Raw genomic sequence first — 15,606 nt, 5'->3', positions numbered from 1 at the left:
AGTTCAATCATTGATGTATTTAAGTAAAATCATCAACATGAACAAAAATAAGCGCCTTATGGCGCTTATTTTATTGTGATAACTTAATGTTTGATTTGCTTATTTGATCAATGGTTACTTGATTAGAAGCTGCTTGATCAAAGCTAAATTTTCAGCACGGGTTGCAGCCAAAATCAAACTGTTATTGGCAGTAAGATTTGTCCATTTTTGATTCCCACCAGTACCGCAATTATAACTAATCAAACGTGCTCGGTTATTGCTTAAATAACCATATTCCAAATCAAAACATTTTGAACCTTGCTCGATACGTTGCAGTGTGGCATTCATCGCCCACACTTGGCTTGCTGCATCATGGTTACATGAGCTTAGATTAATCACCCCACCCTGATTGGCTAAACACTGATCCATATATTTTTTGCTGTGGATTTTACCCATTGCATCGTAGATCCACTGTTCAGTGTCATCACCCGTACAGCCACTCTTACCACTGATATAGGCATTCAATTTGCCATTAGCCAGTGTTTCAACTTTTAAACAATTTGTCCCATTTTTAATACTGGAAACATGGTTTAAATTGAAATCAGTACTTAGTTCCAACTTTGCCACAAACTGATTAAATGCCTCAATCGCTTCAACATTGCCACTTTCGAGATCAGTTCGATATGCATTTATCCAACGATTTAAACGATAAAGTTTAATTTGCTGTTGGGTATAACGAACCATTTCTGTCTGCGCGTCCGCTGACAATTCAGTTTTAAATTGACGATAAGAGTCAAATAATAAGCGTGAATCCGCATCTAGGCTGACCACCTCTTTACCTTTATTATTCAGCAAAGCTTGTTCGAGTTGTGGCATTTCAAGTGTTCTTAATGCCGAATACTCTGCTTCTTTACCAATAGAAACAAAAGGTGTCATTGCTTGTGTAGTGACTGGGATATTGATATTCGACAATTTCACTGCTTGCTGGCCTGCTTTTTGGCAGTAAAGATCAATATTTTGAGGGGCATCACTTTGCGCAAGATTGATATGGAACTTATTGGCATTGCTACCTGAGTTTACCCGTTGTGGTGCAAGTGCAATATTTTCTACTTTATTGACATACTGCACATTTAACCAACAATTTGCAGCAGTGCCAGCCGAGTTGGCCTGAGGTAGATTAAAGACATTGCCCCAATTACCTCGTGCTGCAGGATAAATAATCCCCACCTGATTGATTGGATCATAGCCACCTAAAATCGTATAAACAGGCACACTAAATAAACGTGGTTTTAAAAAGTTACCATCGGCACTGTTATACCAAACATTGCCTGAGTTTGGTGTTTTAGGTTGTGCATCTACCATTTCACGCGTTGCTGCATTCCATTTTTTATAACCTGTCGTAGAATTTGGATCCCAAACGTATTTATCAAAAGCAGGTTGAATTTTTAACCACATACTATAACCAGTATAGTGGGTATATTTGGAAATCGAGCTGGCGCTAGATCCACCACTCATGGCATCCCAACCATAAGCATAGAGATTTTGGAAGTTTGGTACACCATTACTACCATCACCTAAATTGGTATTGCCCCAATTTAAATTGCCACGCATTTTATTTCGAAATGCAATATATCCCCAGCCACTATCAGCATGATGTGCAGACCAGAAATAATTTGTAGGACTTCCACTTGTTTCGACTGAGCCAGGATAATGCCCTAAACCATAGTGATGCCCGATTTCATGGCTAAATTCATTCCCCACCGAATCGATCAATGTCAAAATACCATTTCCACCACTTAAGCCGTGATTGGACTCACCATTGGCATATTTACCTCTGGCATGATGAATCACCACACTTTGAGTCACTTGTGGTTGCTCTTGACTTTGCATCGATGAACTGGTGACACCCCAATTCGCTAAGTTAATTCCCACACTAAATGTTGATTTAGCAGTATTTTCACGCATATCTCCATCATAGACACCACCATTGGTTGCACTGACAGAATCGTAAATGACACCACTTGCAACCATGACCCGATTAAGCTTCATTTCATCGTATTTGCTGACAATCATTTTTGCAGCAGGGATGGTTTGGAAATAATCGGTTCCTGCTTTTTCAGGTTCCAACAGCATATAGTGACCATTGGATTTAGGTGCATCAGTCAATAAACCTAAACGAATACTTTGCACTACCAACTCGCCTGGTGCTGCAAAATCAATATCTGCCCCAGCTAAAGAACCACTGCGATTGTTTACAGGATCTATAATACGGATGGATAATCCTGAACGTACCTCATCCCACTTTAATGCTACTGACCATGCCTGTTTAGAGTACATCACCCGCGCTCGATCATCCTGATTAGATTGATCTGAAGCAGCAAGACGCGAAGGCTCTTTTAGATTTACAGTACGTATCAGTTGGTTACCTTGATAGATTTCCGCTTGTAATTTATCAACATCTCCCATTGAAACTAAAGGTGTAACCAATAACAATGCATCTTTTTGCGTTGTTAAGCGTGGCATTTTATCCTGTTCATTATTCTTTGGATTTACCACATGGCTTTGGGCAAACTGTAGCATTGCAGCAAAGTCACCATTTAAATCATTGCGCAATAAGCGATTTCCACCCTGTGCATTAAAATCATAAAAGCCTAATACACTGCTTGAGATTTTATTTTTAACTGGTTCTGGATATTTTTCTACTATAGGTGGTGTTGTCCCTGTATTAACATTTGAACCACCCGAACCATTTTCAGGAGGCTGAGTCGTGCCACCGTTTGAACCGCCCGAACCACTCTCAGGAGGCTGAGTCGTGCCACCGTTTGAGTCGCCTGAACCGTTCTCAGGAGGAGTCTCAGTTGATCCTCCATTTGAATCACCCGAACCATTCTCTGGAGGCAAAGTCGTACCGCTATTTGAACCCCCTGAACCGTTGTCTGGGGTTTCTGGTGTACCATCTCCAGGTAACTCATTTGTACCATCGCCAGGGTTTTGCGGTATATTCGATGGCTGATCATTTGTTGTATGGCTATCACTACCACCCCCACATGCGATAAGCATTGCTGAAAGCGTACAAATTGTTAAATATTTAAACCGTAATTGCATCACATATCTTCCCCATATTTATAACGACTTATCTCTATCCTTGGTTTTTGAGATTAAATTAAAATAATTATATATTTCAATGATTTAAATATATCACACAGATTATAATCATGTGTTTTTTTATTTAAAAAATATAAAAAGGACAGATTGCCCTAAATTTTACTTTTATGGATTTATTGAGTCTTAGGTTGTTATTTATCGGCACCGTGGCGCTATCGCGTGGCGATTGGGGGTATCGCCCATTGTGTGTGGGTATGCGGGGATACAGATTGAGTAGTGCAAGATGAGGCATCACCTACACAAAGAGAGAAGGAACTTTCAAGATCAATATGATTCACTCAACATAATTATTTTTGGATTTAAAAACAACTATTGCTGAAAATCTCGTATCGACAATTCACCACGTTCGCCTCGCCAAATCCATTTTAAACGACTATCTGCAAAACGTTCACCTTCAAACCAAACAAATAGCCCTTCCATCATCTCAGGCCAATCACTTTGACTGATATAGGTACGTTTTGAAATCACCGCAATAATCGCAGCAAGAATCGTATCGTGGCTCACAGCCAAACTAATACCGTTGTTTAGCGTAGGATGTGTTTCATAGATTAATTCAAGCACATCCACCACACCCGTAATCGGATGCTTCATACCAGGTAAGGCATTATTGACAAAACTGTTGATAAAACCTAAAGCACCTTGTGCTCTAAAATAGGGAGCAGCCTGTTTAATATCCAGCACAAAGCTTCCCGGCTCAACCAATAAGCCCTTTTCTACAATTTCGATATGATGGGTATTCGGATAAGGAGAAATTCCGTCAGCGCCTTGAATCATCAAAGCCGCGGTATCGACACAACGCTGAATGGGGCTTGAAATACAATGTTGGATCACTCGATCCGTATTTTCAATCAAATAACAGCCCCAAGCTTGGGCTAGATCACGACCTTGGGAAGTTAATTGCAGATCATAACCTGCCAGCCCCTGCCCATTCACAACCTCACGAATTGAATGACGCGTGAATAAGGTTACAGGTGTTTTCGCATCGGGCAATAAATCTATTGCTTTTAGCATACTGTTCGGCAATAAATCTAAGGCCATATCAACTTAAAACTCATTTTTATACAAGCTTACTATAACATATGCAGCCAAACGCTCAATCTAATCTCAAAGTGTTAAATTATCTATAAAATGCATATGTATATCAGATTAAAAGCTCACATTGCTTAATGCTTCTAAAGCAATTTCTTTATTTTCGATGTTCCGAAATGCGATAAATCCATCATTTAAAACGGTATCACGTTGATTATAGGTAAATGGTACCGCAGCTAAACTCAGTAATCCGCCACCAATACTTTCCAATAATCCTTGTCCTGCACTGGTATCCCACTCAGAGGTAGGATGGAATCTTGGATAAATATCGATTTCACCTTCTAGCATCATACAAAACTTATAGGCACTGCCAGCCTCGCGTCTAATTACAGGTGACTCTTGCTCAATATAATCAATATATTGCTGATACTTTGGGTTTTTACTGCTATGGCTGAGCCCAATTTGAATTGCATCTTCCTCTACCGCTTTAAATTTGCAATAACGTTCCCAAGTATTATGAATAAAGCAATATTTATAAGGCAATTCTGTTAAATAACCTAAATACATCACTTGTTCAGTAGGTACAGCAATGATTGAGAATATGGTTTGGTGATTGTGAATTAGACTTAAATTAATGGTGAATTCATCACGTTCATGAATAAATTCTTTTGTTCCATCCAAAGGATCCAGCATCCAGCAAATATTCCATGTATGTCGTTGAGAATAATCACTCTCTTCTGATAGAACTGGAATTTCAGGGGTAATTTTAGCTAATTGTTCAATTAAATAGGCATTTACTTTTAAGTCAGCTTGGGTAACTGGTGACTGATCATCCTTTTTATCAATATTAAACGCATTTCCAGCACAATAATTTTGGTATTCCTCGAGCAAGATCTGACTTGCAGATGCCAAAACTGGAACTAATTTTAAAATTTGTTCATCTTGTGGTGCTTGAGTGGTAATAAACATTGATCCGACCTGTAGGATGTCTGATTTTTGTCCACAAGCCTACCATTTTTTTATGTTGAGTGCATGAAAACAATAACTTTTAAGTAATAAATATCTTGAGCTTAGATGTGCTTTTCGAACACTATATAGACTTCTAAATTTTCATTTGATTTAGATTACTCCAAGTCTATTCAACCTATTTAAAATTTTATCCAATGAAATCCATTTTAATATGGATAAATTAACCAATAACATATTGTTTTTATTAATTGTATTTATATAATTCCTCACAACTTTAAAATTCAGGCTTCAGATGCGTTGAATTTTAATCGTTGTTTTGTTCATGAATATTTTTTAAATCGGGTCTATGTTCATATATATTTTTTTGCAGTTCAAAAATATGACTGAGCACTTTACCGATAAGCAAAATATTTTCCCTATTTTCCAATTCTGGTGCTTCTTGGATTTTTCCTGAAATATTATCTAATAGCATCGCTGCTTGATGTAATTCAGAATTTATAATATCTAATATTTTCATTTAATTCTCATTTATATCGTTTGGATCTAAGTGTTATAGCATTTAGATCTAATGCTTTAGATTGCAATATATGTAGTTGGCTCAAATTTTGAAACCATCGCTAGCGATTAGTGACCAATAAAGAAATTCGAAAATAGTAAGCTATCCAGTTCATCATCCCACATTTATTTTATTAAAATTTACACACTCATCGTGTCTTTGCTAAACTTTAAAAAACTTAGGAGTTTCTTGAATGCAAAAACCGATCATCTTTTTTGATATGGACTGATCAAACAATAAGTTATTGTTTAGTAATTAAATAATTCCTTAATAGTAAATAAAACAAATATTATGTACACAATAGTGTACAACTTTATTAGTATGCTTTTAATATCATTTTTCATCCCATTTAAGAATATATGTATGAAGAGAATTAAACTTTCACTAATTAACATGAGCAAATTAATTAACTCTCTGAATTGTTCTTTAAATCTGTATGATAAATTTAAAAACTTTAATCTCCAAAAGCCCTAATTAATTTAAGGGCTATAGTACAAACAAGTAATTATCGGAGATTAGTGTGCAAAAATTCTATTTTTTATCTAAATTATTTTTGAAATATGGTCCTAGTAGAAAATCCCAAGCATCAACAATCTGTTGATATTCAAACTCACAATCCTCAGCACGATCTTTGTTAAGTAACTCATCACCTATTAGATGATTAAAACCTTTAGGATCTGATCCATAAACATAGCATAGAAAATTTACTGCACGTTGAGCATCTAATGAGTGTGAATCATAAAAAAGTAAATCATCTAATGACTCAGCTCTTTGTGCTGCAAGACTATAAGTCTCTGATACTGTGATTAGATAATCCTTATCTTCATTATTGTAAGTTAAAATATAAGCTGCCAATTGATCAGCAACATCTTCTTCACGGCCTGTTATTTTTAGATCAAGTACAGCAATAAGTGCATGCCCTGCTTCATGAAATAAAGTCCCAACAGCACTTTGATAAAGCAAGTTATCTAATACTTCCCCAGAATCACCTACATCACTGAACATTTTCCGTTCTTCCACACCTAATTCATAACATAATTCAATGGTATAATTTTCACGGTCATAAAATGCATTAGATTCATTACATTCTTTAGATATCACTTTAATATCTCTCGGTATTTTAACAAAATCATTCATTTCATCAGTAAAGTCTTCTAATAATTTATGACTACGCCAAAGATTTTCTTCAATTCTATTCTCTGCCTTGAGTGCAGGTTCATAAACTGGAATAAATTTACCTTTTGCTGTAATTGATTCATTTGTTGGCTGTGACTTCCAACTTGTAATTTTTGAATCAGAATTATCCTCACAACCAGTAAGAATCAAAAATGTCATTAAAGAAGCAGAGAATATTCCTAAAAATCTAGAATTTGTTGAAAAATATTTTTTCATGTATTAAGTTGCCTATAATTTAAAATGTACTCTGTCCATAATTAGAAACTATTAAATAGTTAATAAAATTCATATAATTAAATAATTTTATTAAAACTATCTTCTATTTGTAACTAGTTAGTGGATAATAAAAAATTATCTATTCTTTTCATAGAAATAAGTAATCTGCAAATGCAGACACTTGTAGAATATATTTTAATTGGCGTATGCTATTGGTCTTAAATTTGATTATTCTGGCTAGGTTTCTTTTGGAACATGCTCAAGCAGTTACTACCATTGAACTCCTAGGTAATTACTTATTAAAATTAGGTAATATTTCTAGAGAATATCTTGCTTCGGACTTTATACGGCGTGGATTAGAAGAGTTAAAACAAATCCTACCCTATGATTCAGCTTGGTGGGGATTAGTCAGCCACGACAGTAAAAAGCAGCAATTAGGCCTTCATCAAGCGGAGACTATTGGTCTTCCTTTAGAATTCGCATCTGAATGGAAAGGCCTTGCATTTGATGATGAGTTTGCACAGACTGTTCATGCTTTATCTGGCATAGTACATAACTATAGTTATCTAGACGATTATCAAGATATAAGTGAAGCATTTGAACTAAATCAGTTTAGTAGGAAATATCAATTATTACATGGTATGTCGATATGCATAAAAGATCCTTTTACTGGTCACATTTTTTTTATCACTTTATATAGAAATTCTGGTGTCGGTTTTTCAGACATTGATAAATCTATTTTTAATCAGGCTGTTCGTCACATTATTCAATTATGGCGCCAAAACTTACAAGATGCTTTAGCAATTTCTCTAAGAAACAATATGTTCCATGCAGGACTTATCCGTGAAGATGGTTATGTGCTAACTATTGGCATGCATTTATGTGAATTAATTTATAGAGAATGGCAGGAATGGGATGGAGTATTTTTGCCTACTGATTTTCTTAACCTTATTTATCAAAATCAACATAAAATACATATAGGTAAACAAACTATCAATATTAGTAAAAATGATGGAAATTTTTATATTGAACTAAGTAATATTAAAAAAATTCTAACTTTATCACCTCGCGAATATCATGTTTCATGTTTGTTTGCTGAAGGCTACTCTTATAAACAAATTGCAATGCAGGTAGAGTTAAGTCCTAGTACTGTTCGTACTTATTTACAAAGAGCTTATAGTCAATTAGGCGTAAATAATAAAATTCAATTAAGTAGAGCACTCAAAAATAGTTAATATTGGACTGCTCCCAGTATCCTAGACATGAGACAGCCTCATTTTGAAGCTGCGTCAAAGGCTTCTGGGCTCATCCCATCGAGATGCGAATGAAGCCTGATTCGACAGAATATCCACGTTCGGTAATCAATTTAACAGATTCATCTTCAAATTCTGGATTATATCTTTGTCCACTCATAAGGTTCTCTCCTATGCAAAAAGAATAGACTATATTTGTCTAGGAGAGTGATAGCAGTCCAATAGAGGCCTACGTGTGTCTAAAATTTTGGAGAATATTCATACAGTATTTTTCATTTTAAATAAAATATAAACCTAAGAGCATTAAAAGAATAATTAAAGAAATCATTAAATAAATATTTAGAGTGTTAAAACTCTTAATAAATTTCCACATAATACACCTCTAAAAATTCAACCAAGCCATATTTAACTAAAAGTTCTCTCCAAGTACCTTTATAATTCCCTTTTAAATATTCTTCATCATAAATGAGTTGTTCTAAGTGATTACTATGCTTCTTTGGTCCTTTGATCATCATTAAATAATTAATTATCGCCTCATAAGTAATAGATTGATTGTTATTTGTTTTTCTAATAAATTTTAGAATTTTATAATTTGGTAATTCTACCCAACAGTCTTGATATAATTCTCTAAGAGTTTCTTCTTGAAATGAATATTTAACTAAATGCTGTATATTATCCGCCTCGCCTTTCACACCTACCAGCGTAATCATTTTAATATTAGATAACCAATTTAGTGATGCAACAATTACTTTTATATCTAGTAAAAGTTCTTTCGATGAAATCTTTAATATACTTTCCTTACAATCTAATTTTACTGCCATTAAAATTAAGATTTTTAGGATGCCTATTCTTAATTTTAGACTTAAATTTCCAATTAAAATTTTAAAGTTTTTATCTTTCAACCACCACAAACATATTATTGTCTTTTTTGACATCAGTATTTCTCTTACTTTATCTGAATTTTAAAAAAAATGAATGTACCAACTTTCCTAAAAAAGTTGGTTCATCGATTTTTTTAAACTTTTAATTGAGATAATTTGAATAAAAAAAGTTCTTCCTATAACAACAGATTATTTATTCAAGAGTCTATCCAATCAGCACTTCAAAAATATTTCTAAAAATGCTACTGATGGATCACTTTTCAATATAGCCATCAACATCAATCACAACTCGACGGTTAGGAGCTAAACAATTGATGAGTTCTGTTCTCGATAAATTGTTTTCACACTCTGTAACAGGTTGTGCAGGTCCCCGTCCTTGTGAACTCACGATATTGAGATTCACCCCTCGATTGGCTAAATACTGTTTTAAACTTTCAGCACGATCTTGAGAAAGCTTTTGATTATAAGACATTGATCCTAATCGATCAGTGTAACCAGTAATTCTGATAGAGTTGAGTACTTTAAATTGCTCCAATTCTGCAATTAGATTATCTAGATCGACTCGACCTTTCGGATTCAAATCTTGAATATCACTTTTATCAAATGTAAATAATGCATCTGTGCCAAAGGTATAACGCTTTGTTGATACTTTCTCTGGAATCTGTTCCTTTGCTGGAGACGTTAAAGCTGGAGGACATACGCCATCTTGAGGATTGATTGGATTCCAATAAAAACTACGCGCATACATATTTTGATCAAATAGAACCTTGAATTGGCACGTCGTTATATTATTTTCACCTTGATCAGGGGTTGTAAAATGAAATAAATAATTCCATTCTCGTGGTCTCCAACCATCGTCATATTGTGGACGACCCATTAATTCATAAAGCTGATCTTTGGTCATTCCTTCTCTGATCTGATTTAAACTTTGTAAATTTGGAAAGGTTCCTGAATCTTTGTTAAAGATGACCTTTTCTACTTTGTGCCATTTAGGTTGGTCCGTTGTACCTTCTGGAGTAATGATTGTTCCAGTAGTACATCCACACATTAGTCCAGCAAGTAAACCAAATATAATTAATTTTTTCATATCTCAAATCTCGCAAAATTCTGTTTTTTAGGTAATTTGAATTCAATCAATTGTAGTGCCAGATACTTTTAAGGATTTAAAAGCATCTGACCTTTTTTAAAAATTACCATTGAATTCCTGTGCCGATTGTTCCACCGAAATCGCCACGAGAGTTACCACTTCCACTTATTTTGAACACCCAGCGCCCAGTATCCGATATTGATGACATTCCTATCGCGTAGCCACTTTCGCCACGGAATGTACCACCACTGATTGCCATCATGCTTTTCCCAGGGATATAAGCCTGTGGTAAACCTGCTGTAGCTAATGCTTGTGCATTACCCGCATTAGCGCGATTTTCTACATCATCAATACGTTTGTTCGTTGTATAAAAAGCTTGTTCAAGTCGATTGCTTACATTGGTTACACTTTGATCTAATGAGTTAAGAGCATCACCCACATTATTATACGAACCACTACCTACGTTATAAGTTGGACCTGTATTGGTCTCATAATTAGCACCACCACCTAAGTAGTTATATATGTTGGTATTGCTTGAATGTAATTGTGAACCATTTATAGCATCTGTTGATGTTGAGCTAATGGTTCCATTTGCAACATTCGTTACTTTATTTTCTCCGGCATTGATACCCGCTTGATCGATAACGACATTTCCAACCGTTATTTTATCGCTTGTAACTAAACCTGATTTAACCGTATCAAAACTCACATCTTTTTGAGTTGCCACTTGATAGTTTGTACTACCATCTGCATTTTTACTGGTAGAGACTGCAATATTGTCGCCAGCAGTGACTGTTGATTTTGCAGCAGTTGCAGCCTGTGTCGCATCTTGCACAACCTGCTTTAATTGATCTTCTGTAGCAGCTTGACCAGAAACAATATTATTTGGATTCCATGTGGTATTGGTTAAACCGTTTACGGTACCAGCTTCACCATTTACAGTGACTTGACCCGCAGTTATATTTCCTTTAGCGCCATCAATATGAACATCACCAACTTGGATTGTTCCAGCGTTACCATCAATCGATACCGCTTTACTTCCTGATCCAACCTGAATTTGATCACTCAATCCAACTGTAATATTATTGCCTGTATTCTTAACAGTAACTCCGCTAACTGTATCGCCATTGATATTTACTGTATCGCTCGGTTTAACAGTACTTGTCGCATTTGATCCAGAATCTGTAGTGACCTTCCATCCTTGATTTGCATTTGCAGCCTTATCATTGACATATTTAATTGCATCATCAATGTTATTCTGGCCAGTATCACCAATATTGCTCCAGCTAATCTGGTTATTCTCATAAAGTGCATTGCCGCCAAAGATTTGGGTCAGATTGCTACCTAAACTATAAAGCTGACTACCATTGATCGCTTCTTTAGAGTCTGCACTAATCACACCTTCTGCAACATCAGTTATTTTTTGGTCTCCCGCACTGATTCCATTTTTAGTAATGCTTGGTCCATTCGTAATAACTAATCCATTTGATGTAATAGTAGTATCTCCAACGGATACTTTATTAAAGTCGACATCATCAGCTGTAGCCACAGTATAAATCGTTTGACCATCTGCTCCAGTAGTAGAACTGATCTGAATATTTTTTCCTTGGTCAACTTCTGTTTTAGATGATGCTGCAGTAGTATCGACATAGTTTTTATTCACTATATGTGTCGCTTCACTGATTGGTCCACTATAATAGCTACCACCATTATTCACTGTGAAGCTATCGCCTAACTTGGTTTCACCAGTTACAGATAGATTAGTAGTATTCACTGTAGTGAAGTTAACATCTGCTGCTGTGCCAATTTGAATACTGCCATCGGCATTGGCTTTTAATTCAACATTATCACCTGTCACAAAGTTTACTTTGTTGTCATCTTTATTGACGTTCTTAACATCAACACCATCAATCTGAGTCACTACACTTTGTAATGCTGTATCAGCTTTAACTAAACTATCCTTAGTTGATTGACTTAAATCTACAGCATAATCAGTCACATTGTTGGAATCAGCTGATCCTGCTGTTACAGTTACTGCACTTGATCCTGCTGAAGTTGTTGAGCCTTTTGCATTAACTGTGTAAATATCTTGTCCATTAGTACCTGTACTTTTCACAATACCTGCTACATTCGTACCTCCAGCAACCTCAGTTCTTGATGCTTCAATAGCTTCATCAACCGTATTTTTCCCAGTACCACCGATATTAGTATAGCTGATACTACCATTCTGATTTAAAACAGCATTTCCACCTAAAATATTGGTCACATCATTACCAACATTACCTAATATTGCATTGGTTGCATAAAGTTGACTACCATTAATAGCATCAGTACTGGTTTCGGATATTGCTCCTGAACCAACATTTTTTATTTGACGTTCAGCCCCTATTGAACCAACAGATACTTGCATACCCTTATCTGTTACTTGACCAGCAAATAGTCCATACGTTAAACCATTTAATACTGCATTTGTTTCTGTTGTGGCATCACTAGCAGTATTTGAATTACTACCTAACGCAACTGCATTTTCTTTACTAACTTCAGAAGAAGCTCCTATTGCAACAGCAAAATTTTGCGTTGCCGTAGAATTAGACCCAATCATTACACTGTAATCAGTTAAAGCATAATCTGTACCTGAATTAGCACCTAACATGATGTTATTACTGCCTCGAGTTGAAATTCCAGCTTGATAACCAACAGCTACATTCTCGTCACCATTTGTAAACCCTAATGCAAGTTGACCAACACCAACATTATTGTTCCCTTCTACAGTGCTTCCAGCCGAGTTACCATTGAATGTATTTGAATTTCCCTTAAGTCTATCTGCCGCAAAGTTCCCTGTAACAGTATTTGAATTTCCTTTAAGATTATATGCTGCATAGTGCCCCACAGCAGTATTGAAATTACCCTCTAAACTTGCACCAGCGGCAGTACCGAGTGCGGTATTATAATTACCGTATAAATTAGTACTATCACTAGTACCAATAAGTGCATTACTACCTAATGCTACATTCGACCCCCCTGTTCTCCAGCGAGCTGCATTTTGTCCAACATAAGTATTATGATCACCAATACTATTACGACCAGCCTCATCTCCTACATAAGTAGCATACAAATATTGCGAGTTTCGCCCTGCTTGGCTACCTATCAATACACTGTCTGATCCATAGACATTTCTTGCACCATCATCAAATCTTTGAGCATCTGTTCCTGCATATGCTCCAATAACAGTTTCACTGCCACCTATCGAACGGGAATTTAAACCAATAGAAATTGAACCTGTTTTACCATTTACGTCATTGACATGACTTCCTAAAATTACTTGTGCATTATCTCCAATGGCAATACTACCACTTCGATAATCTACAGTTGCTGCATTACCAATGGCAACACTATTTTTCTGATTTGCATTTGCCCCATTTCCTAAAGCAATAGAATTCTCAGCAGCAGCAATTGTTGAAAGTGAACCTATAGCAACTGCATTTTTTCCTGAAGAATTTGAATCCAAATTATACGTGCCTGCGTCAAGGGGATTAGCAGTAACACCGTTAATTAAGGCAATTCCACCTGTAGCTGTTTGCCCCATACATACCCATTCACTGTCTGTTGCAACTCCTGGATCATTAGATTGTGTCAAACAAACATTTGAAGGTTCGACTACACCAGTACTAGTTGTTGTTTCAGGGAGAGCTGATTTCGCTGCGTATGTATTACCACCAAATACTGTACTCATAACAAGAGCACCACCAATTATAGCCTTGGTCTTACTTTTAGTTCTCCCTTTAGTTGTTTCTGATACTGCTACCCACGCACCTAATGTTGCATGCCAAATAACTTTGTAAACCTTATTCATTACAATTACCTCAAACTAATCTATTAATTTTTGAGCTTCCAAATAAAAAACAGGCAGTTGATATACAATCAACTGCCTGTTTTTGCTCTTTTATTTAACTTTAACGATATAAAAAATATTTTTTTGCTTGTTTTTTGAACAAATTGAGAATAATTTTAAAATTGATAGAGAACATGAATCCTCTTCATTTGTGATTTACTTGCTTTATATTAATGCTAATGTATACTACATCACAAAATAAACAGTAGTTGATTGTATATCAACTGCCTATTTCTTCATTTTATTGTTTTAAATTACTGTTTAGATTAATTAAATCATCTCAATTCCATTGCGTAATAATTCTATATCGTGGCCTATATATTGCATTGTTGTTCTGATCGACTGATGCCCAAGTATTTTTTGCGCCATATAAATATTATTGCTATTTCTTAAAATTGTTGTTGCAACAGTATGTCTAAAACGATGGGGGCTAATTTTAAAATTAACCTCTATTGATAAATATCTAAATATCGCATCTATTTGATATATTGACATTTTTCTCACTATTATATTTTGATATTTAAAACAGTTTATATTAAATAACTGATCGACAGAGGAGGAATTTAATTTTCTATGTTGTTCAAGTAATTCTTCTAAATATGGTTTCAGCTTACTTGATATGGGTATTTGATGACTTTTATGGTTTTTATTGTAAATTCCATCAATATAGATTATTCCTTCATTTAGTTTGATGTCTTGTATTTTTAAATTAAGTAGTTGTTTTTTTCTCATACCTGTATATTGAAAACTTTTCACAATAGTTATAAAAAACCATATTGGTTTAATAAATTTTAATTTTTTACGTTGGTGACATTCTCTTAAAAAAATTTCAAGTTGTTTTATCTGGTAGTTATTTAAATATTTAATAGACTTTGTATCAGATTTTATTTGAACTTTACTAAAGGGATTATCCGAGCGTTTCAATAATTTTTGTTTTATTCCAAAATTAATTAATGCATGTAAATGTCTCGCATAGGTATTCCAGCTTACAGGTTTAACTTGTTTCAATACACTTTTCCTCCATTTGATCACATCATCTACTGTAAGTTGTTCTGGTGAAATCTTTTGATGAGATTTTATAAAATAATGAATAATTTTTTTATATGTCATTTGACTATCCGATCTCAACACATGATATGCAAAAAACTTATCTAAAAGATCATCGAAGTTGATACTCATCACATTATTACCTAAATAAATAGTAAATTAAGGATGGTTATTTAACTAAATTAAATGCTTATTAAAAAGATTTATTATAAAAATAATATTTTCCATTTATTAGAATTATCATAAATATTTTCTGGTGTTAATTTCAATTTTTTTATAATAGATGTACAATAATAATTCTTATCTAATTAAATGAATTTATATTTTTAATAAATTCTTAAATGTAGCTGTTGTTA

The 15,606-nt window shown here is 34.7% G+C and carries 10 protein-coding genes and 1 pseudogene; 1 reads left to right on the top strand and 10 read right to left on the bottom strand.

The features are described from left to right. Nucleotides 1-114: 114 nt before the first annotated feature. The 5 genes from WFN33_RS00910 to WFN33_RS00890 all read right to left on the bottom strand — a co-directional run bounded on the left by WFN33_RS00910 (nt 115) and on the right by WFN33_RS00890 (nt 7,090). On the bottom strand, nt 115-3,084 hold the full coding sequence (locus WFN33_RS00910; RefSeq protein WP_336950885.1) for a M66 family metalloprotease: 2,970 nt from the start codon (nt 3,082-3,084) through the stop codon (nt 115-117). Between the two features lie 369 nt (nt 3,085-3,453). Next, nucleotides 3,454-4,182 (bottom strand): histidine phosphatase family protein, encoded by a 729-nt coding sequence (locus WFN33_RS00905; protein ID WP_336950884.1) that lies wholly within the window; start codon nt 4,180-4,182, stop codon nt 3,454-3,456. 108 nt (nt 4,183-4,290) lie between these two features. After that, nucleotides 4,291-5,142 carry a 3'(2'),5'-bisphosphate nucleotidase CysQ family protein gene (locus tag WFN33_RS00900; RefSeq protein ID WP_336950883.1) on the bottom strand — a complete coding sequence of 284 codons (852 nt, stop codon included), beginning with the start codon at nt 5,140-5,142 and terminating at the stop codon, nt 4,291-4,293. Between the two features lie 304 nt (nt 5,143-5,446). After that, nucleotides 5,447-5,659 (bottom strand): hypothetical protein, encoded by a 213-nt coding sequence (locus WFN33_RS00895; protein ID WP_336950882.1) that lies wholly within the window; start codon nt 5,657-5,659, stop codon nt 5,447-5,449. Nucleotides 5,660-6,229: 570 nt separating this feature from the next. Beyond that, nucleotides 6,230-7,090: a DUF4344 domain-containing metallopeptidase gene (locus WFN33_RS00890; protein ID WP_336950881.1), complete on the bottom strand. Its 861-nt coding sequence runs from the start codon at nt 7,088-7,090 to the stop codon at nt 6,230-6,232. A gap of 248 nt (nt 7,091-7,338) precedes the next feature. Between WFN33_RS00890 and WFN33_RS00885 the strand changes: the two genes are divergently transcribed. Then, the gene (locus WFN33_RS00885) at nt 7,339-8,325 is read left to right on the top strand and encodes a response regulator transcription factor (RefSeq protein ID WP_336950880.1); all 987 of its coding nucleotides are present in this window, start codon (nt 7,339-7,341) and stop codon (nt 8,323-8,325) included. 103 nt (nt 8,326-8,428) lie between these two features. On the opposite strand, the pseudogene WFN33_RS20400 reads toward WFN33_RS00885, so the two are convergent. The 5 genes and pseudogenes from WFN33_RS20400 to WFN33_RS00865 all read right to left on the bottom strand — a co-directional run. After that, nucleotides 8,429-8,503 (bottom strand): annotated as a pseudogene (locus WFN33_RS20400) (transposase); the annotation flags it as partial. 196 nt (nt 8,504-8,699) lie between these two features. After that, a complete protein-coding gene (locus WFN33_RS00880) occupies nt 8,700-9,278 on the bottom strand; it encodes a hypothetical protein (RefSeq protein WP_336950879.1) in 579 nt (192 codons plus the stop codon). A 199-nt stretch (nt 9,279-9,477) separates the two neighbouring features. Beyond that, a complete protein-coding gene (locus tag WFN33_RS00875; RefSeq protein WP_336950878.1) occupies nt 9,478-10,311 on the bottom strand; it encodes an OmpA family protein in 834 nt (277 codons plus the stop codon). A gap of 103 nt (nt 10,312-10,414) precedes the next feature. Beyond that, nucleotides 10,415-14,164, bottom strand: coding sequence for a YadA-like family protein (locus tag WFN33_RS00870; RefSeq protein ID WP_336950877.1), 3,750 nt, complete (start codon nt 14,162-14,164; stop codon nt 10,415-10,417). Between the two features lie 309 nt (nt 14,165-14,473). Further along, nucleotides 14,474-15,382 carry a tyrosine-type recombinase/integrase gene (locus tag WFN33_RS00865; RefSeq protein WP_336950876.1) on the bottom strand — a complete coding sequence of 303 codons (909 nt, stop codon included), beginning with the start codon at nt 15,380-15,382 and terminating at the stop codon, nt 14,474-14,476. Between the last annotated feature and the right edge of the window lie 224 nt (nt 15,383-15,606).

This window comes from Acinetobacter sp. AS167, assembly GCF_037152175.1.
In the GTDB taxonomy this organism is placed as follows: Bacteria; Pseudomonadota; Gammaproteobacteria; order Pseudomonadales; family Moraxellaceae; genus Acinetobacter.
The sequence above is the reverse complement of the archived record's forward strand: the minus strand, read 5'-3'. Positions and strand labels throughout refer to the sequence as shown.

Excerpts from the sequence above, each read along its gene's own strand:
- WFN33_RS00900 (WP_336950883.1), bottom strand. The coding sequence starts at position 5,142 with ATGTTTATTACCACTCAAGCACCACAAGATGAACAAATTTTAAAATTA.
- WFN33_RS00895 (WP_336950882.1), bottom strand. The coding sequence starts at position 5,659 with ATGAAAATATTAGATATTATAAATTCTGAATTACATCAAGCAGCGATG.
- WFN33_RS00905 (WP_336950884.1), bottom strand. The coding sequence starts at position 4,182 with ATGGCCTTAGATTTATTGCCGAACAGTATGCTAAAAGCAATAGATTTA.
- WFN33_RS00910 (WP_336950885.1), bottom strand. The coding sequence starts at position 3,084 with ATGCAATTACGGTTTAAATATTTAACAATTTGTACGCTTTCAGCAATG.
- WFN33_RS00880 (WP_336950879.1), bottom strand. The coding sequence starts at position 9,278 with ATGTCAAAAAAGACAATAATATGTTTGTGGTGGTTGAAAGATAAAAAC.
- WFN33_RS00890 (WP_336950881.1), bottom strand. The coding sequence starts at position 7,090 with ATGAAAAAATATTTTTCAACAAATTCTAGATTTTTAGGAATATTCTCT.
- WFN33_RS00875 (WP_336950878.1), bottom strand. The coding sequence starts at position 10,311 with ATGAAAAAATTAATTATATTTGGTTTACTTGCTGGACTAATGTGTGGA.
- WFN33_RS00865 (WP_336950876.1), bottom strand. The coding sequence starts at position 15,382 with ATGAGTATCAACTTCGATGATCTTTTAGATAAGTTTTTTGCATATCAT.
- WFN33_RS00870 (WP_336950877.1), bottom strand. The coding sequence starts at position 14,164 with ATGAATAAGGTTTACAAAGTTATTTGGCATGCAACATTAGGTGCGTGG.